Genomic DNA, 16,937 nt, shown 5'->3' on the forward strand with positions numbered 1-16,937 from the left:
CGCCCGAAAGGAGTCTTATCAGTGTGTGGTATCGCAGGTTTTTGTACCTCTGATGCGAATCAGGCCCGTCCTGAAATTTTGCAGGCGATGATCGAGGAAATCCATCATCGGGGGCCGGACAATCATGGGATCCGCTTCTATCCAGGTGACCGGCAGGAGGTGATCGGCCTCGGGCATAAGAGGCTGAGCATCATTGATCTCAGCGACAATGGTAAACAGCCCATGGCTTCGGTCAGCGGGAATACGTCGATTGTTTTTAACGGAGAGATCTATAATTACCACACTATAAGGCGCGAGCTGGAAGCGGAAGGCTGGACCTTTCGGACGGGAACCGATACGGAAGTCATCCTGAACTTGTATGAAAAGTATGGTGAAGGCTGCCTCCGGCATCTCAACGGCATGTTCGCCTTTGCAATATACGATCACCGGAAGAAACAACTGTTCATCGCCAGAGACCGTTTTGGGGTCAGACCCCTGTATTATTCGCTGCGGGGGGGGAAGGGGCTGGCGTTCGCATCCGAACTCAAGGCTCTGTGGAAATTCCCGGGCGTAAAGAAAGAAGTGCGGTTCGGGGCGCTCTACCAATATGCCCGGAAGCGCTACGTGGATCATCCGGACACGATCTTTGAGGGCATTGAGAAGCTGAAGCCGGGCCACTACCTGATCTATAAGGAAGGCAAGGCGGAGCTCAAGGAGTACTGGGATATCGACAATTTCGAAGAGCTTCCCCTGTCGTTCGATGATGCCGTAGAGGAGCTTGATGCGCTCCTGCTGGATTCGATCCGGCTTCGGATGATCAGCGACGTACCGGTAGGAGCCTTCCTGAGCGGCGGTCTCGATTCGAGTCTGATTGTGGCCATGATGGCGAAGTACAGCGCGCTGCCGATCAAGACTTACTCCGTCGGGTTCGAAGACGAAAGGTACAGCGAACTGGGCTTTGCCCGGCAAGTGGCGGAGCGCTTCGGAACCGATCATACGGAGCTCAAGGTGAGCGCGTCCGACTTCGCACAGCACCTGTATCAGGCGGTAACTTACAGGGATGCGCCGCTTTCCGAGTCGGCGGATGTACCGATGTATATGCTGTCCCGGATGGCCAAGAAGGATGTCAGCGTCATCCTGACCGGGGAAGGGAGCGACGAGCTGTTCGCCGGTTATCCGAAGTATGCCTATGACCGGTTTGCCAAGGCTCCGTGGTTCCGCGGTCTGCTCAAGAATCCGCTCGCAGCCGCGGCGATCAACGCGCTTCCCTATTCTGCACGCAAAGCCAAGCTCGCTTACCATACCTTATGCATTGACGATGACCGGCAGCGTTACGACCGCTGGTTCTCCTCCATCGGGGAAGAGGCGGCACGCACGCTGTTCACCCGGGAGTTCCAGGAACAGTACCTCGGAAGCAGGGAAGAGCGGCAGCCTTCCGTGCTCAAGGGAACAACCAACATGAACCGGATGCAGTATCAGGATGTGAAGTACTGGCTTTCGGACAACCTGCTCGAGAGAGGCGACCGGATGGTGATGGCCGCCTCGGTGGAAGGACGTCTTCCTTTCCTCGATTACCGTGTGGGAGAGTTCGCTTTCCGTCTGCCGGAGCACTACCGGATTCGGGGCATGGAGCGCAAGTACATCGTCAAGAAGCTTGCGGAGCGGTATTTGCCGAAGGAGCTCATTTACCGCAAGAAGATTGGCTTCTACGTACCGGTAGGGGATTGGTTCCGAAACGAGCTCAAGGACTTCGTAGGCGAGCATCTCCTGTCGGATACCTTCCGCAGCAGAGGGATCTTCGAGGCCGGGAAAGTGGAGGAGATGTTCTCCGCCCACAGCCGCGGTACGGTCAACTATGAGAAAGAGCTGTGGACGCTGCTGAATTTGGAAATATGGTTTCGGGCTTGTATAGACTAGATTGATGCCTGGGGTGACATACATGAAAATTGCTCTGGCCTGCTCGGTAGGCGGACACTTTACTCAAATGAGACAGCTTGAAAAAATGTACAAGCGGTTCGACCACTTCTTCATCACGGAAGACACGCTGATGACACGCGAGTTTGCAGAGAAGGAGCGAATTTACTTTCTCCGGCTCATCAACCGCAAAAAGTGGAATTTCCTTTATCTGTTCCTGGTGAACCTGCTCCTGTCGGTGCAGGTTCTGCTGAAGGAAAAGCCGGACGTGATTATCTGCACCGGTGCGCTGAGCTCCATTCCGTTCTGCGTCATCGGCAAGATGCTCGGGATCAAACTGATCTTCATCGAGAGCTTCGCGAAGATGGACACGCCGACGATGACAGGGAAGCTCATGTACAAGTTCGCCGACTTGTTCATTGTGCAGTGGGAGAAGATGCTGGAACATTATCCAAAAGCTGTGTATGGGGGGAGCATCTATTGATACTGGTCTCGCTTGGTACTCAGGACTTTCCGTTCAACCGTCTGCTCGAGAAGATCGATGAACTGATCGAGAAAAAAGTGATTCAGGAAGAAGTCATCGCCCAGACCGGCTATTCAAGCTATGTGCCGCGGCATTTCAAGTATACGAAATTCACGACGTTCGACGAGTTTGAAGACCTGCTGGACCAGTGCCGCATCCTCATCACGCATGGGGGAACGGGCACGATCGTCGGCGGGCTCAGGAAGAAGAAACGGATCATTGCGGTTCCCCGCCTGAAGAAATACGCGGAACATGTGGATGATCATCAGACCGAGATTATCAATCTGTTCTCAGATAAGAACTTCATTATCGGTCTGGAGGATGTGAGCGGACTGGAGCAGGCGCTCCGGGCGATCGAGACCTTCGAACCGATAGACTACGTCAGCGGCAACCAGAAGATCGTCAGCCTGATCGATAACTTCCTCGGCCGGACAGTGCGTAATTAATAAAAAACAGGGGTGCGAAATGCAAAAGATTGCTGTGGTAGGGACCGGTTATGTAGGTCTTGTTACCGGTACATGCTTGTCTGACTTCGGTCTTGAGACCATTTGCGTCGATATTGACGAGACGAAGATCAAGAGGCTCAAGGAAGGCCATATACCTATCTATGAACCGGGTCTTGAGGAAATGGTAACGCGCAATATTCAGTACCGCCGTCTTGAATTTACGACGGATATTCAGTCCGCGGTAGAGCAGGCCGAGGTCATTTTCATTGCCGTCGGGACGCCGGCGCGGGAAGACGGAAGCGCCGATCTCAAATATGTGCTCACCGTAGCCGAGCAGATTGCCCGCAGCATGAACGGCTACAAGGTGATCGTAAATAAGAGCACCGTACCGGTCGGCACGGGCCAGAAGGTCAAAGAAGTGGTCCAGCAGGTGCTGGATGAAACCGGCAAGTCCTTCGAATTCGACGTGGTCTCGAACCCTGAGTTTCTGCGTGAGGGCAATGCGCTGCATGACTTCACGCACCCGGACAAAGTCGTGGTGGGCACGGAGTCGCAGCGGGCGAAGGATATCATGAAGCAGGTATACCGCGTGCTGTACCTGAACGAGACGCCGTTTATTTTCACCAATATCGAAACGGCCGAGATGATCAAGTACGCGAACAACGCCTTCCTGGCCGTCAAGATCTCGTTCATCAACGAAATCGCCAACCTGTGCGAGAAGGTCGGTGCGAATGTGCAGCAGCTCGCTCAGGCGATCGGGAAGGACGGAAGGATCGGCTCCAAGTTTCTGCACGCGGGTCCGGGCTACGGCGGAAGCTGCTTCCCCAAGGATACGCTGGCACTGGCGCATATCGGGCAGGCATACGATTCGCCGATGCGTCTCGTGGAGACGACCATTGAGGTGAACGAGAGGCAGAAGCTGAACATGGTCGAGAAGATTGAGACCGCCTATGAAGGCGGACTGGCCGGCAGGAAGCTGGCGATCCTCGGGCTGACCTTCAAGCCGAAGACCGACGATATGAGGGACGCTCCTTCGCTTACCATCATCAGAGAGCTCGAGAAGCGCGGCGTCTCCTTCCGGGTGTATGATCCCGCAGGAATGGAAGAGGGCCGATGGAGACTCGAAGGAGTCCGCGGCATAGAGTTCTGCACGGATGAATACTCGGCCATGGAGGGCTGTGACGGAGTCGTCATCGTAACGGAGTGGCATCAATTCCGGAATCTGGATCTGAAGCGGGTGCAGGAGCTGCTGGTCAGCCCCAACTTCTTCGATCTTCGCAACATATACGATAAGGCCGAAATGGCGAACCAAGGATTCGCGTACTACGGTGTCGGTGTTTAAGCCGTCTAAATGGAGGAACCAATGGAACTGTCCGAATTGATTAGTATCATCCTCAGAAGAATATGGATCCTGTTGATCGCCGTATTGGTCTGCGTGGGTGCCGCCGCATACGTCAGTTATTTTCATATGGAGAAAGAGTACGAGGCTTCGGCATCGATGTACGTGCTGAAGTCGAACAAAACCCCGTCGAACAATCTCTATCAAGAGCTGCTCGCGGGCTCGAGCCTTGTTAAGGATTACAAGGAACTGATTAAATCCAAGACGGTCCTGAAGCAGGTGAAAGATCAGCTGGAACGCAGCCATACCTGGGCGGCACAGATGACGGTGGAAGAGCTCAGCCAGAAGCTTGAGATCTCGAACAAAAACGACACCCATATTCTTGTCGCTGCGGCAAAGGACGCCAGTCCTGAGCGTGCCGCCGTCATTGCCAATCAGGTAGCGGTGGTGTTCATCGAATATTCGCGGCAGATTACCGTGGACGAGAGCGTACAGCTCATCGATGCGGCGGAAGCGGCCGATGCGCCATCCCAGCCGAAGCCATTGATCAATATGGCGGTTGCCGCTGTAGTGGGAGTGCTCGTGGGCCTGCTGGCCATCTTCCTGCAGGTTCAATCGCAGAGAAGCACAACGGCCAGAAGGGGCAAGAAGCCTCTCGAATTCAGCTGATCGCGCGCCTTTCTTTAGGAACGAGAAGAGCCTGTCCCCACCTGACTGGTGGCGGCAGGCTTTTCGTATGGAGGCGTTGCCGCTGCTCTGGTATAATGGACAACAAAAACTTCTTTCGCTGGCGGAAGAAATGGTTATTTGAGGTGACCGATGAAAGCTTATTTGGAACTGCTCGAAGATATATTGGAACATGGTGTGAGTAAGGAGGACCGTACCGGTACGGGAACGCTGTCCGTCTTTGGCAGACAGCTCCGCTTCAATCTGGCCGAGGGCTTTCCGCTGCTGACCACCAAGAAAATGCATATCAAGTCGATCCTGCACGAGCTCTTGTGGTTCTTAAGCGGAGATACGAATATCAACTATCTCAAGGAAAACGGAGTAACGATCTGGGACGAGTGGGCGGATGAGAACGGCGACCTCGGACCGGTCTACGGCTCCCAGTGGCGTTCGTGGCCAGCACCGGATGGCCGCAGCATCGACCAGATTAGCGCGGTTGTGGAGGCGCTGAAGAAGAATCCGGATTCGCGCCGCCATCTGGTGAGTGCCTGGAACCCCGCCGAAGTGGATCAGATGGCGCTGCCGCCGTGCCATTATGCCTTCCAGTTCTATGTGGCCGGCGGCAAGCTCTCCTGCATGTTCCAGATGCGTTCGGTCGACACGTTCCTGGGCCTGCCATTCAATATCGCGAGCTACGCCTTCCTGACGCATATGGTAGCCCAGCAGTGCGACCTCGAGGTCGGCGAGCTGATCTGGACCGGAGGCGACGTGCATATCTATTCCAACCACCTCGAGCAGGTGAAGCTGCAGCTGACCCGTGAACCGTATCCGCAGCCGCAGCTCGTTATCAAGCGCAAGCCGGACTCCATTCTTGGCTACCGCTATGAAGATTTTGAGATTACCGGATACCAGAGCCACCCGGCCATCAAGGCGCCGATTGCGGTTTAATCGCAGGGCGCTGTGCCCGGTTGGAGTAATGGACGGACACGATATGGAAGGGGGAGTGCCTCATGACGGTTTCTTATATGTTCGCAATGGATGAAGCCCGGGGGCTGGGGTACCAGAATAGGATGCCCTGGTATTTGCCGGCCGATTTTGCCTATTTTAAGCAGACCACCCTGGAGCATACGGTGCTCATGGGACGCAAAACCTTCGATTCGCTGGGAGGCAAATCGCTTCCGCGGCGCCGCAACGTGATTCTCACAAGGGACAAGTCCTTCGAGGCACCGGGCTGTGAGACCGTAACGTCTCCAGAGGATGCGGTGAAGCCGTACCGCCCCGGAGGAGAACAAGCGGACGAGGAGCTGTTCGTTATCGGCGGAGCGGAGATTTTCTCCCTGCTGATGCCGTACGCCGACCGCATGTACATCACGGAGATTCACCATACATTCGAGGTGGACACTTACTTCCCGGAGCTTGACCGGACGGAGTGGAAGGAAGTGTCCCGCACGAAAGGGCCCAAGGATGAGAGGAACCCTTACGATTATGAATTTGTCATCTACGAACGGGCGGCGAACTAGCGGGTAAATCCGTTTGGTGCCGGCTTCCGGGAATGAAGCGGCTCTCTTTGGCACATGTTAAGGCTTGACGAAGATCCGAGAGGAGATGCCGAACATGACCGAAGTGAATCAGCATCAGATGCCGAACCGGCATGTCATCGACAACGTAGAGAAGGCCATTCAGGTAGCCAAGGATGCCGAGATGGCGGTCCGGCATGCCCAGCTGGAGTCGAATCCTCAGAAGCTGCGGACGGCGCTGGCCCAGCTCGAGACCGCACAGCATGCCCTCGGCAATGCCCAAGCCCAGCTGAAGCTGAATTCCCGCGACCGTGAGCATCATGGGCAGGAATTCGTTCAGGTGCAGAACGAGCTCACCCAGTCGGAGCAGAGCCTGGATATCACGTCGCAGAATACCGAGCTGCCGAAGCAGGTTCGATAGCTTTCGGCTGCCCATAGCTTAGGAGTCGCTGCCCAACCATGGGCGTGGCCCTGAGCTTTTTTTCTTTATTAAGCATGCGACAGGACCAGACGCAGAAACAGCCCCCTATCCGGTCACATTACACGAACTTGGACGGGGGGACGTCATAATACTTTTTAAAGGCCTTGGAAAAGGTGAAGGGGTCGGGATATCCGAGAAAGCCGGCAATTTGGTGGACCGTATACTTTTTTTCGTACAGATAATCTCTCGCCCGGTTCATTTTAATCTGGTAAATGTACTGCCCTGGAGTAAGGCCCAGGGCCTTTTTGAAATAAGAGATAAAATACTTTTCGGATATGCCGACCAGCGAGGCAAGCTCGCTCATTCGAATCGATTGATGCAGATGGTTATGGATGTATTGGAACACCGGCTGCAGAAGATCGAGTTTCCCTTGGGAATGTCCTGGCATTCTTTCCTTCGGAAAGGTGCCGTGATAGTGCCCTTTCCCATAGAGTTCAATGATTTTGGCAATAAGGGCGGTCATGCAGGCCTTGAGGTGTAACCGGTTGCCGGAGGTACCGCCAAAGCGCTCTACTTGTCTGAACGAGTTATCGAACAGGATGGCTTCGTCCTGGATCAGCTCCCTCGTTATGATGCCCGACAGCCGAAAATCGTTCAATATTCGCTGCTGCGTTCCCATCCCAAAATCAAAATGAGCATAAATGAACCGGCAGCCCTTATCCGTGGATGCTGCCCGATAGGGAACCCCCGGATAAAAGAAGACGACATCTCCAGGGTTTGCCGTATGCTCGGTTTCACCGATATGAATTTGGACGGTACCCGATTGAATGAACCAGAGATCATAGTCCGAATGTGCTTTATGTTCATGCCAATCCCTGTCGTGAGTAAGCTCTTTGCAGGATTTCATTCGAAGGGTTATGAACTCTGACAATTCATTAAAAATGTCCATGACCGGCATGGTTGAATTCATGGGTCCACCTCTACTTAAAGACATAGGACGTGCCGGAGTATTATACCATGGAATCGGAAGGAGCGTCGAAAGCGTACTATTTGACATGTTTCTGAAACCGCCTCCCATTCTGTTTTGAACCCCTGTTCTTATAATGAGGATATAACCTATGAGGAGGGCTTTATCATGGAAGAGACGAGAATATCGAAGCCGAAGGTCGTAGTCATCGGAGCGGGCAGTTTATTCTTTGGGCGCCAGTCGATTTGGCAGATGGTGCAATCCCCCTATTTGAACAATGGGACCCTTGCCTTGGTAGACTCGGACGAAGAAAGGCTGTCCAAGATGGTCACGCTTGCTAAGATGGTGGCAAAGGAAAACGGCGTGCCGCTTCAGGTGGAAGGCTCGACGAACCGGAGAGAGGTTCTGCAGGGCGCTGATTTCGTCGTGCTCAGTTTCGCCAAGGATTCGGTCAAATATCGGGGCATCGACTGCGAAGTTTCTTTACAATACGGAATTCGCATGTGTTCCGGGGATACGATCGGTCCGGGCGGGATCTTCAGGGCGATGAGAGAGCTGCCGGTCATTATGGAATGCGCCAAGGATATCGAAGAAATTTGTCCGGATGCCTGGGTGATCAACTACATTAATCCCTCCACCGTGCATGGGATCGCCTTAAGCCGATATGCCCCCAAACTCAAATCGTTTGCGCTGTGCGACAGCCATCACATGCCGCATAAGAAAGCACATTACGCGATTCGGGCAGGCATCATTCAGCATCCAAGCGAATTCACCGAAGAGATCGACCGCCGATTCGATTGTCGCATAGCGGGTGTCAATCATTTTACCTGGCTGCTGAAAGCGGAGTATGACGGAAAGGATGTCATGTCTCTGATTGCCGAAGCCTTGCGGAGGTCGGCGGGAACGGAAAATGACGGCGGGGATAAAGGAGCGAAGGCCCTCCATAACGACGCCATCACCTATGAGCTTTATGATATTTTCGGATCGATCCCGACCTGCACGGCCCACACCAAGGAATACGTCCGCTACTGGCAGGGGCTCGGGAAGACGGAGGACGCCATCCCGCCTTTATCGATCTGGGAGACGGAGGACCGCTATAAGCGTCATGAGGAGATGTGGCGGCAGGTGGACGACTTCATCTCCGGCCGAATTCCTATCGCTGACTATATGAAGATCATGGGCCCCGATCATGCGACGGATATCATTGAAAGCATGGTGGGCAATCTGGGCAAACGGTTCTTTATCAATACGCTTAATAACGGTGCGGTAACCAACATGAATGATGACGCCTTCCTGGAGCTGCTAAGTGAAGTCAGCTTATCGGATGGAATCAAGCCGCTTCCTGTGGGCGACATGCCGAGGGGCATTCGGGGGATGCAGGAACTGGTACTGGACACGCACGAATTAACGGCCGAGGCGGTGGTGGAGCGCAGCTTTACGAAGTTGAGACGAGCGTTCATGACCGACCCGCTGGTGAATTCCATCCATGATGCGGATCTGATCATTAAGGAGCTGTTGGAGCGGGAAAAGGATATCATCCCGAGCTATTGGTATGAGTAGGTGATTGGATAAACCCTACCCTAATAAAGATGTGAAGGTGGAAAGCGCGGGACCTACAGAGGCGTCCGAGTATCACCCTGATAAAAAATATTGAAATATACAACCGCCTGCCCGCTGCGGTAAAGTGGAAGAAATTAGGCGGAGGCGGTGCAGGTATGGGAGAAGCGCAAGAACTGGGAAAGGTCATGCTGGAAGAATCGATCCAGGCATTCCGGAGCATGAAAGCGCTGGGAGACCGGACGCTGGCCCAGCTTGAGGACGTACAATTCGGGGAAGCGCTGGATCCGGAATCGAACTCCATGGAAGTTCTGATCCGGCATATGCACGGCAATATGGTCTCCCGCTGGACCGACTTTCTCACCACGGACGGGGAGAAGCCGGACCGCGACCGTGACGGCGAGTTCGAAGGAGCGGGAGCCGGCCGGGAAGAGCTGCTGGCCTTGTGGGAAGCGGGCTGGGCCGTGGTGTTCGGCACCTTGGAGTCGCTGCAGCCGGCCGATCTGCTGCGGACCGTCACGATCCGGGGCGAGGCCCACACCGTCGTGAAGGCGATCCAGCGCCAGGTGTCCCACTATGGCTACCACGTGGGGCAGATGGTGTTTCTCGGCAAGCACCTGCGCAGCGAGAGCTGGCAGACCTTGAGTATTGCGAGAGGCCAATCCCGCGCTTTCCGGCCGGGGACGTGACTCCGCTGCTGTTAGGGATGCGCTGCAAGGTTCAAGCATGGCAAGATCCATAATATAGGCTGTATCCGCTGACGTGAGAGCTGGTTGGCGGTGCAGCCTTTTTGGGGTATCCGCGAGGTGAGATGAAAGGGCTTGCCGGAGGGTCAGGCCCGGTGATAGAGTAATAGAACAACGAATTCATAGAGACCCCGGCTGAATGGGGTGCTGATCCATACGGAAGGAAGGTGCTGGAATGAAGAGAAAGATGCTGGGTATATGGGCAGGGCTGCTGCTGTTCGCAGCACCGGTCCATGCCCGGGAGGAGGCGCCTGTTGTGCGCGTCTTCGTGGACGGCGAGCAGGTGATCTTCGAGCACCCGCCGATCCTGGAGCAGGGAACCACCCTTGTCCCTTTCCGGGCGATCAGCGAGAAGCTGGGCTTCGAGGTGGCCTACCGCGTCGAGAACGGCGAGCAGTCGGTGACAGCGGTCAAAGGCGGAGAGACGGTCACGATGTACATCGGCAACCGGATTGCGAACTCCGCCGAAGGGCGCGTACTGCTCGAGCAGGCGCCCCGGATCGAGCACGATCTGGCGTACGTGCCGCTGCGGTTTCTGGCGGAAGCGATGCATGTCGAGGTGGAGTGGGACGGCGAGCAGACGGCCGTGCGGCTCCATACGCAAGCTCCGGCAGACGGGGGAGCCCCGCCGGAGGAGAAGGCGGCGGATCCGGAGCCGGAAGCGGCGGGGGCTTAAGGCGCCTAGCAGAGGCGGCGTTGTGAGGCCGCGGCGGTGGGATGCGGCGGCTGCACGGCTTGAGCCTGCTGCGCAGGGAACTGGGCTGTTTAGTCGGCAGCCGTCCAGCCGCTGGCCACTTCAGCGAATCGCGCTGCAGCAAGATCCAGAGCGGGCCCTTTGCCTGAAGAAGCTGAGCCCGGGAGGCCGATCCCGGGCTTTTTGGTCTGCGGCAGGGAGAGCAAAGCGAGACGACTCGCGTTGCCGCCGCGGTTCTCTAACACGGAAAAACCGTGTAAAACCTGTGTGAGCAGCGCTCTACGGTGTTGCAGCGGCGGATTAGCACGGAAAATCCGTGTTAGGTAGTGAGCAGCCGTTCTTCGGTGGCCCCGGAACACGGAAAAACCGTGTAAAACGAGCGGGAGTGCGCCCCGAGGAGCGCAGCAGCGGCTGGGTTAACACGGAAAATCCGTGTTAGGTAGTGAGCAGCCGGTCTTCGGTGGCTCCGGAACACGGATAATCCGTGTAAGATGAGCGGGAGTGCGCCCCGAGGAGCAGCAGCGGCTGGGTTAACACGGAAAATGGACCTCCGTCAAGAAAGTGGACACAAATTATGCCGCTTTTTTCGTAGAAATTTGAGCAGCAAAGCGAACTGGTGACAAGTAGCCCAGAGCCCCATGAATTCTTTTTCGGTTGTAGAAGAATTCGATATACTCAAAGATCTCATTATAAGCCTGCTGCTTTGTCTTGAACTTGGTACAATAAATTAACTCCTTCTTGAGCACGCTGTGGAACGACTCAATACAAGCATTGTCGTAACAGTTCCCCTTGCGGCTCATACTGGCTTTCATCTTGTATGCAGCGAGCTGCTTTCTGTAGTCGGCAGACGCATATTGTGAACCGCGATCAGAATGGTGAATAAGCCCCTTCTTGGGCTTTTTGGCTGCATAGGCGTTCTTCAAAGCGTCAAGCACCAGGTCTGTCGTCATCCGGTCACTGAGACGCCATCCCACGATTTCGCGGGTACAGAGACCCAACACGCTGGCTAAATATAAACGTCCCTCGCGGCAAGGGATGTAAGTAATATCGGCTACCCAAACCTTGCCGGGTTGAGCGACTTTGAACTCCTGGTTCAAGATGTTTGGGGCAATCGGATGATCATGATTCGAATCCGTCGTTATCACTCTGAACTTGCGAGCAACACAAGAGCGCAGACCCAGTTCCTTCATGTAGATGCCCACAGTCCGTTCGGCTATTTTGTATCCTTCGAGTCCTAGAAGATGTGTAATTTTGGGGCTTCCATACCGGCCCTCATTGTCATAAAAATGGAACTTGATCCGCTCCATAACTTTGGCTCTGCGAAGCTCTTGCTCACTTGGCTCTGCAGTTCTCCACTTGTAATAACCGCTCCGGGAAACGCCCAATGTATCGCACATCTTCTCCACTCGAAACTCGGAGCGGTGATTTTCGATGAACTGAAAGGTCAGTTCTTTGGCTTGCTGAAGATGTGCAATGCTTTTTTTAGGATGGCCAGCTCCTCTTCCAAATCGGCGATCCGACGCTCTTTTTCCTTGTCAGACTGTTCCAGTTCACGTATTCTTTCGCCACTGTTTACAGGCTCACTTTCGAAGTCCCTGTACTTGGCTATCCATTGATGTACAGTATTTGCCGGGATGTTGAGTTCTTGAGCAATGTCCGCCACTGTTTTCGTTTGGTTTTGTATAAACTTAACCGTCCGTTGCTTGAACTCTTCATTGTATCTCTGCCGCTGTTCACCCATGTGAACACCTCCTCGTTAAGATCCATTATTTCAAATTCTCTTAACGGGTGTCCACTATCTATACTAGCTCTAAAATCCGTGTTGGGGAGGAAGCAGCCTTTCTTCGGTGGCTCCGGAACACGGATAATCCGTGTAAGATGAGCGGGAGTGCGCCCCGAGGAGCGCAGCAGCGGCCAATTAACACGAAAAATCCGTGTTAATGCAGGCCTGGCCGGTCCACGCCTCCACAGCGCAGTGGCCCGAATACAACAAGAAGGCGGATCCGGCTTTTCGTACCTGCGGTACGTCAGCCTGATCCGCCCTATTTATTATAGGCATGTGCTCCTCTATTACATCGACCCGGCGTATTGATAAATGACAATCAGAGCGAACGTGATCAGCATGCTCAGCATGGCATACTTCAATTGTCTCAAACTGAAATTCATCATCGATCTCTCCTTTGTTCGTGAGAATCTGAAATCTATTGTAGCTCAGGAGGGGGCGGTGCAGTGTTAAGGTTTGATGAAATCTAGTTTTCTTCCTGCATCCGCCGCAGCTCCTTAAGCGAATAGAACGTGCCTCTCCAGTAGATGCCGCCCTGCTTGAGGGTCAGCCAGACCGAACGGACGACGACGTAGCACAGAAGGCCTGTCGTCAGCGGAAGCAGCAGGACCGTCCAGCCGGCCTTGCCGGTCAGGGAGCGGATCAGCAGCAGGTAGACGGCGGCCATCGTCACCACGGCCAGCGCACAGATCCAGGCCGTGCCTCCGGGAATCAGCAGCATGCCGAGCACGGGATACAGGAACAGGGCCAGCTGCCCGAGCACTGCAAGGATGGCGAGGCCTGTCCGGTAGCCGAAGCCCGAGAAGATGTTCTTCTCGAGGCCCTCGACCGCGCCGCCGAGGCTCTTGTACCACTCCACGCCGATGTGGTGATGGCCGGAGGCAAGACGCTGGCGCAGCCGGGCCTGCTTGACATGGCGGCCGAGCTGCAGATCGTCGTCCGGGCGCATCGCGATGGCGCGGTGGGTGCCGATCTTCTCATACCCGTAACGGGTCATGAGATTGAAGGCGCCGATGCCCATGCCGGCCTTGAACTGGAAGTCGTCGTTGGCCCGCCACGGGCGCAGATACAGGCAGAGGGTGAAGAAGAAATAGTCAACGAACGCCTTCAGCCAGAGGCCCTTAACCATCATATCCGGGGACAGGGTGAGGTGATCGGCCTGCTCTTCCTGCAGATAGCGGACGGCGTCCGCCACCGTATCCGGGTGAAACCGCACGTCGGCATCCGTGAAGAGCAGCAGCTTCCCCCTGGCCTGCAGGTATCCTTGGTAAAGGGCGTGGTTCTTGCCGAGCCAGCCCTGCGGAAGCGTGGTAATATGGATCACCCGCAGCGGCACCGTGATGTCCGCCTTGCTCTCGGACCAGCGCCTAAGCTCGTCCAGCTTGCGGCCGGTGGCGTCTCGGGAGCGGTCATTCACCGCGATAATCTCCAGGCGCGGATAGTTCTGGCTGAGCAGATGCCGGACCGTCTCGGTGATCGAAGACTCTTCCTCCTTGGCCGCGATAATGACCGAAACCAGAGGAGCATCCGTCAAGGAAGCCCGACGCGTGGAGGAATCCGGTGAACCCTGTATGTTTGATTGATGATTTATCCGTGTATTACCCGCCGAGGGGGGGAGCGTAAACATCCATTTTTTGGCCCGCAGGGTATCCCAGAGCAGGACCAGCCAATAGCCCAGTGCGGCGAGCGCCCACAGCAAGAGAAAGCGCACCCGGCAACCTCCTTTCGACCCGCTTGGGGCCGCGTGTAAGCATGCGTTGGTTTTACGAATTATAGCATGCCCGCCCAGCCCGTTCCAAATCTTGAAAGAGCCACCTGGGCTGCAGTATGCTACAATGGAGAGAATGCGGGCTGAGGACGAATGATGAGTGTGGGGGGAGAACAAGAATGACGGGAGAGCAGGCGAAACCCCTGTTCCGCAAGAAGATAAGAGCCGCCGAGCTGCCGGAGTTTCTGCGGATGATCCGCAGCGAAGGCGTGTCGGCGGAGAACCTGCAGTTCCTGTGCATCGGCACGGACCGTTCGACCGGTGACGCCCTCGGGCCGCTGGTCGGCACGATGCTGGAGGAGGCCGGCTTCCGCGGGGTCATCGGCACACTGGCCCGCCCCTTCGACGCGAGCAACATGAGGGAGCGGCTCGCCGAGATCCCGCCGGGCCGCAAGGTGATCGCGATCGATGCCTGTCTGGGGCAGCCGGCGTCGCTCGGCTGGTATCAGGTATCGAACCGGCCGATCGAGCCGGGCAAATCGGTAGGCAAGCAGCTGCCCCATGTCGGCGATTATTCCATAGCGGCCATCGTGAACGTGGATGCGGGACAGAAGTATGCGATTCTGCAGAGCACATCCCTGCACAGGGTGATGAATATGGCCCGGGAAATCACGGCGGGCATTCTCGGCACCTTCCTGCCGGGCCCCCTCCCCGCCGGGCCGCAGGAGGAAGAGTGATGCGGCAGGGAGGCGGCTTCGGCGAAGGCGGACCGATGCACCGGGTCCAGAATCGGGGAAGGGCCAAGCTGGAAGACGTGTCGACGGCACGCATTTACCGGCTGTTCCGGGGGTACCGTTGGCAGCTGGCGGCCATTCTTGTGATGGCACTTGGAGGGGCCGTATTGGGACTGATTCCCCCGCTGGTGATGAAGGAGATCATCGACCATGCGCTGCCGGACGGGGACCGCCGCCAGCTGGTCCTGCTCACGGTGCTCATGGTCCTGCTGCCGCTCCTGAGCGGTCTGCTCGGGGTGTGGCAGAACCATGAGAATACGAAGGTCGGACAAGGCGTGATGCGCGATCTGCGCCAATCCCTGTTCGGCAACCTGCAGAGGCAGGCGATGAGTTTTTTTACTGACGCGAAGTCCGGGGAGATCATCCAGCGGCTGACCGGCGATGTACAGGCGGTGCAGAACGTGGTTACGACGCTTGTCGTGTCGGCGGTCACCCAGTCGGTCATCGTGCTGACGACCGTGGTGATTCTCTTTGCGCTGGATTGGCAGCTGGCCATCCTGTCGGTGGCCGTCCTGCCGCTGTTCCTGCTGCCGGTGCGCCGGGTGTCGGCCGTGCGCAAGAAGCTGCGGGGCGAGGCCCAGCGGGTGCGGGGCGATATGTCGGCCCGGCTCGGCGAGCTCTTCGGTGTGTCCGGAGCGATGCTCACCCGCATCTTCCAGGGCGAGCGGCGGCAGCAGGAGCAGTTCGCCGTGCTCAACGAGAAGGTCATGGATCTGGAGCTGCGGCTCAACCTCGTAGGCCGCTGGTACGGGATGGTGATCGGCGTGCTGGGGCCGCTCGGCACGGCGCTGATCTATCTCTACGGCGGCTGGAAGGTCATCGACGGCTCGATGACCATCGGGAGCATCGTAGCCTTCGCCGCTTATCTGGGCCGCCTGTACGGACCGGTCGGCACCCTGCTCAACCTGCGGGTGGAGGTCGGTACGGCGCTCGGGGTATTCCAGCGCCTCTTTGAATACCAGGATCTGGTGCCGGAGGTCCGGGAGGCGGAGAACGCCAAAGTGCTGCCGCCGGTCCGGGGGCACATCGCCTACCGGAGCGTATCGTATGCCTACCAGCCGGGCCAGTATGCGCTGCGCGGGGTTTCCTTCGAAGCCGCGCCCGGCGAGGTGGTGGCGATCGTCGGGCCGAGCGGCGCCGGCAAGTCGACGCTGATCGGCATGCTGGCCCGGCTCTATGACCCGACGGAAGGGGAAGTCACCGTCGACGGCCAGGACATCCGCAGCGTGACGCTGGAGAGCCTGCGGTCGCAGGTGGCCTTCGTCACGCAGGAGTCGTTCCTCTTCCACGCGAGCGTGCGGGACAATCTGCTCTTCGCCCGGGCGGATGCTTCGCCCGAAGAGCTGGAGGAAGCCTGCCGCCAGGCGTATATCCATGAGGTGATCGCTTCGCTGCCGGCCGGCTATGACACGGAGGTCGGCGAGCGGGGGCACCGGCTCTCGGGCGGCGAGCGCCAGCGGCTGGCGATTGCGCGGGCGATCCTGAAGAACCCGCGCATTCTCATCCTCGACGAGGCGACGAGCCACCTCGATTCGGCTTCCGAGGCTTACGTGCAGGCGGCGCTGGATGAGCTGATGCGCGGGCGCACGACGCTTGTCATCGCCCACCGGCTGTCGACGATCCTCTCGGCTGACCGGATTGTCGTGCTCGAAGGCGGCAGAGTGGCTGAGAGCGGGCGGCATGAGGAGCTGCTGGAGAAGAGGGGCTTGTACGCCAAGCTGTTCCACACCCAATTTGCTGCAGGAGGAACTCCACTGTCGTCCTGAGCGGAATATAGAGCGCAGACGCCTTACGAATGCATCAAGAATAACGGAACCTGTCCCTATCGGACTTCCGGGGTATCCCCGGCGCCCGGTCTGGACAGGTTCCGTTTTTTTAGGCCC

Annotated in this window: 15 protein-coding genes and 1 pseudogene; 13 read left to right on the forward strand and 3 right to left on the reverse strand. The window is 56.7% G+C overall.

The window, feature by feature from the left end; translation table 11 throughout:
- Positions 1 to 21 precede the first annotated feature (21 nt).
- The 8 genes from asnB to PM3016_RS04420 all read left to right on the forward strand — a co-directional run bounded on the left by asnB (position 22) and on the right by PM3016_RS04420 (position 6,805).
- A complete protein-coding gene (asnB, locus tag PM3016_RS04385; RefSeq protein WP_014368564.1) occupies positions 22 to 1,896 on the forward strand; it encodes an asparagine synthase (glutamine-hydrolyzing) in 1,875 nt (624 codons plus the stop codon).
- 22 nt (positions 1,897 to 1,918) lie between these two features.
- A complete protein-coding gene (gene pssD / locus PM3016_RS04390) occupies positions 1,919 to 2,377 on the forward strand; it encodes a PssD/Cps14F family polysaccharide biosynthesis glycosyltransferase (RefSeq protein WP_013914706.1) in 459 nt (152 codons plus the stop codon).
- The gene (pssE, locus tag PM3016_RS04395) at positions 2,374 to 2,862 is read left to right on the forward strand and encodes a PssE/Cps14G family polysaccharide biosynthesis glycosyltransferase (protein WP_014368566.1); all 489 of its coding nucleotides are present in this window, start codon (positions 2,374 to 2,376) and stop codon (positions 2,860 to 2,862) included. Before pssD ends, pssE begins: the two co-directional genes overlap by 4 nt.
- A gap of 19 nt (positions 2,863 to 2,881) precedes the next feature.
- Complete coding sequence (locus tag PM3016_RS04400; protein WP_014368567.1) at positions 2,882 to 4,204, forward strand: UDP-glucose dehydrogenase family protein; 1,323 nt, start codon at positions 2,882 to 2,884, stop codon at positions 4,202 to 4,204.
- A 21-nt stretch (positions 4,205 to 4,225) separates the two neighbouring features.
- A complete protein-coding gene (locus PM3016_RS04405; protein WP_014368568.1) occupies positions 4,226 to 4,870 on the forward strand; it encodes a YveK family protein in 645 nt (214 codons plus the stop codon).
- 150 nt (positions 4,871 to 5,020) lie between these two features.
- On the forward strand, positions 5,021 to 5,815 hold the full coding sequence (gene thyA / locus PM3016_RS04410) for a thymidylate synthase (RefSeq protein WP_014368569.1): 795 nt from the start codon (positions 5,021 to 5,023) through the stop codon (positions 5,813 to 5,815).
- 62 nt (positions 5,816 to 5,877) lie between these two features.
- Positions 5,878 to 6,387, forward strand: a complete 510-nt coding sequence (locus PM3016_RS04415) for a dihydrofolate reductase (RefSeq protein ID WP_013914711.1) — start codon at positions 5,878 to 5,880, stop codon at positions 6,385 to 6,387.
- A gap of 94 nt (positions 6,388 to 6,481) precedes the next feature.
- Positions 6,482 to 6,805, forward strand: coding sequence for a hypothetical protein (locus PM3016_RS04420; RefSeq protein WP_014368570.1), 324 nt, complete (start codon positions 6,482 to 6,484; stop codon positions 6,803 to 6,805).
- 118 nt (positions 6,806 to 6,923) lie between these two features.
- On the opposite strand, the gene PM3016_RS04425 is transcribed toward PM3016_RS04420, so the two are convergent.
- Positions 6,924 to 7,775: an AraC family transcriptional regulator gene (locus PM3016_RS04425; RefSeq protein ID WP_014368572.1), complete on the reverse strand. Its 852-nt coding sequence runs from the start codon at positions 7,773 to 7,775 to the stop codon at positions 6,924 to 6,926.
- A 165-nt stretch (positions 7,776 to 7,940) separates the two neighbouring features.
- Here PM3016_RS04425 and PM3016_RS04430 point away from each other — a divergent pair, with 165 nt between their 5' ends.
- From PM3016_RS04430 to PM3016_RS04440, 3 genes are all read left to right on the forward strand, one after another.
- Positions 7,941 to 9,332, forward strand: a complete 1,392-nt coding sequence (locus PM3016_RS04430) for a family 4 glycosyl hydrolase (RefSeq protein WP_014368573.1) — start codon at positions 7,941 to 7,943, stop codon at positions 9,330 to 9,332.
- A 155-nt stretch (positions 9,333 to 9,487) separates the two neighbouring features.
- Entirely contained in the window at positions 9,488 to 10,018 is a 531-nt protein-coding gene (locus PM3016_RS04435) for a DUF1572 family protein (RefSeq protein WP_013914715.1), read from the forward strand.
- A 232-nt stretch (positions 10,019 to 10,250) separates the two neighbouring features.
- Positions 10,251 to 10,751 (forward strand): copper amine oxidase N-terminal domain-containing protein, encoded by a 501-nt coding sequence (locus PM3016_RS04440; RefSeq protein WP_013914716.1) that lies wholly within the window; start codon positions 10,251 to 10,253, stop codon positions 10,749 to 10,751.
- A 590-nt stretch (positions 10,752 to 11,341) separates the two neighbouring features.
- On the opposite strand, the pseudogene PM3016_RS04445 reads toward PM3016_RS04440, so the two are convergent.
- Together PM3016_RS04445 and PM3016_RS04455 are read right to left on the reverse strand one after the other, a co-directional pair.
- A pseudogene (locus PM3016_RS04445) lies at positions 11,342 to 12,510 on the reverse strand (IS3 family transposase).
- Positions 12,511 to 13,018: 508 nt separating this feature from the next.
- Positions 13,019 to 14,263 (reverse strand): glycosyltransferase family 2 protein, encoded by a 1,245-nt coding sequence (locus PM3016_RS04455; RefSeq protein ID WP_013914720.1) that lies wholly within the window; start codon positions 14,261 to 14,263, stop codon positions 13,019 to 13,021.
- 176 nt (positions 14,264 to 14,439) lie between these two features.
- Between PM3016_RS04455 and yyaC the strand changes: the two genes are divergently transcribed.
- Both yyaC and PM3016_RS04465 read left to right on the forward strand, forming a co-directional pair.
- On the forward strand, positions 14,440 to 14,997 hold the full coding sequence (gene yyaC, locus PM3016_RS04460) for a spore protease YyaC (RefSeq protein WP_013914721.1): 558 nt from the start codon (positions 14,440 to 14,442) through the stop codon (positions 14,995 to 14,997).
- Positions 14,997 to 16,820 carry an ABC transporter ATP-binding protein gene (locus PM3016_RS04465; RefSeq protein WP_014368577.1) on the forward strand — a complete coding sequence of 608 codons (1,824 nt, stop codon included), beginning with the start codon at positions 14,997 to 14,999 and terminating at the stop codon, positions 16,818 to 16,820. Before yyaC ends, PM3016_RS04465 begins: the two co-directional genes overlap by 1 nt.
- Positions 16,821 to 16,937: the final 117 nt, after the last annotated feature.

The organism is Paenibacillus mucilaginosus 3016 (assembly GCF_000250655.1).
Lineage (GTDB): Bacteria > Bacillota > Bacilli > Paenibacillales > NBRC-103111 > Paenibacillus_G > Paenibacillus_G mucilaginosus.

What these genes read in the sequence shown, in the direction of transcription:
- pssD (WP_013914706.1), top strand. Translation starts at nt 1,919, where the DNA reads ATGAAAATTGCTCTGGCCTGCTCGGTAGGCGGACACTTTACTCAAATG.
- PM3016_RS04400 (WP_014368567.1), top strand. Translation starts at nt 2,882, where the DNA reads ATGCAAAAGATTGCTGTGGTAGGGACCGGTTATGTAGGTCTTGTTACC.
- PM3016_RS04405 (WP_014368568.1), top strand. Translation starts at nt 4,226, where the DNA reads ATGGAACTGTCCGAATTGATTAGTATCATCCTCAGAAGAATATGGATC.
- thyA (WP_014368569.1), top strand. Translation starts at nt 5,021, where the DNA reads ATGAAAGCTTATTTGGAACTGCTCGAAGATATATTGGAACATGGTGTG.
- PM3016_RS04415 (WP_013914711.1), top strand. Translation starts at nt 5,878, where the DNA reads ATGACGGTTTCTTATATGTTCGCAATGGATGAAGCCCGGGGGCTGGGG.
- PM3016_RS04420 (WP_014368570.1), top strand. Translation starts at nt 6,482, where the DNA reads ATGACCGAAGTGAATCAGCATCAGATGCCGAACCGGCATGTCATCGAC.
- PM3016_RS04425 (WP_014368572.1), bottom strand. Translation starts at nt 7,775, where the DNA reads ATGAATTCAACCATGCCGGTCATGGACATTTTTAATGAATTGTCAGAG.
- PM3016_RS04430 (WP_014368573.1), top strand. Translation starts at nt 7,941, where the DNA reads ATGGAAGAGACGAGAATATCGAAGCCGAAGGTCGTAGTCATCGGAGCG.
- PM3016_RS04435 (WP_013914715.1), top strand. Translation starts at nt 9,488, where the DNA reads ATGGGAGAAGCGCAAGAACTGGGAAAGGTCATGCTGGAAGAATCGATC.
- PM3016_RS04440 (WP_013914716.1), top strand. Translation starts at nt 10,251, where the DNA reads ATGAAGAGAAAGATGCTGGGTATATGGGCAGGGCTGCTGCTGTTCGCA.
- yyaC (WP_013914721.1), top strand. Translation starts at nt 14,440, where the DNA reads ATGACGGGAGAGCAGGCGAAACCCCTGTTCCGCAAGAAGATAAGAGCC.
- PM3016_RS04465 (WP_014368577.1), top strand. Translation starts at nt 14,997, where the DNA reads ATGCGGCAGGGAGGCGGCTTCGGCGAAGGCGGACCGATGCACCGGGTC.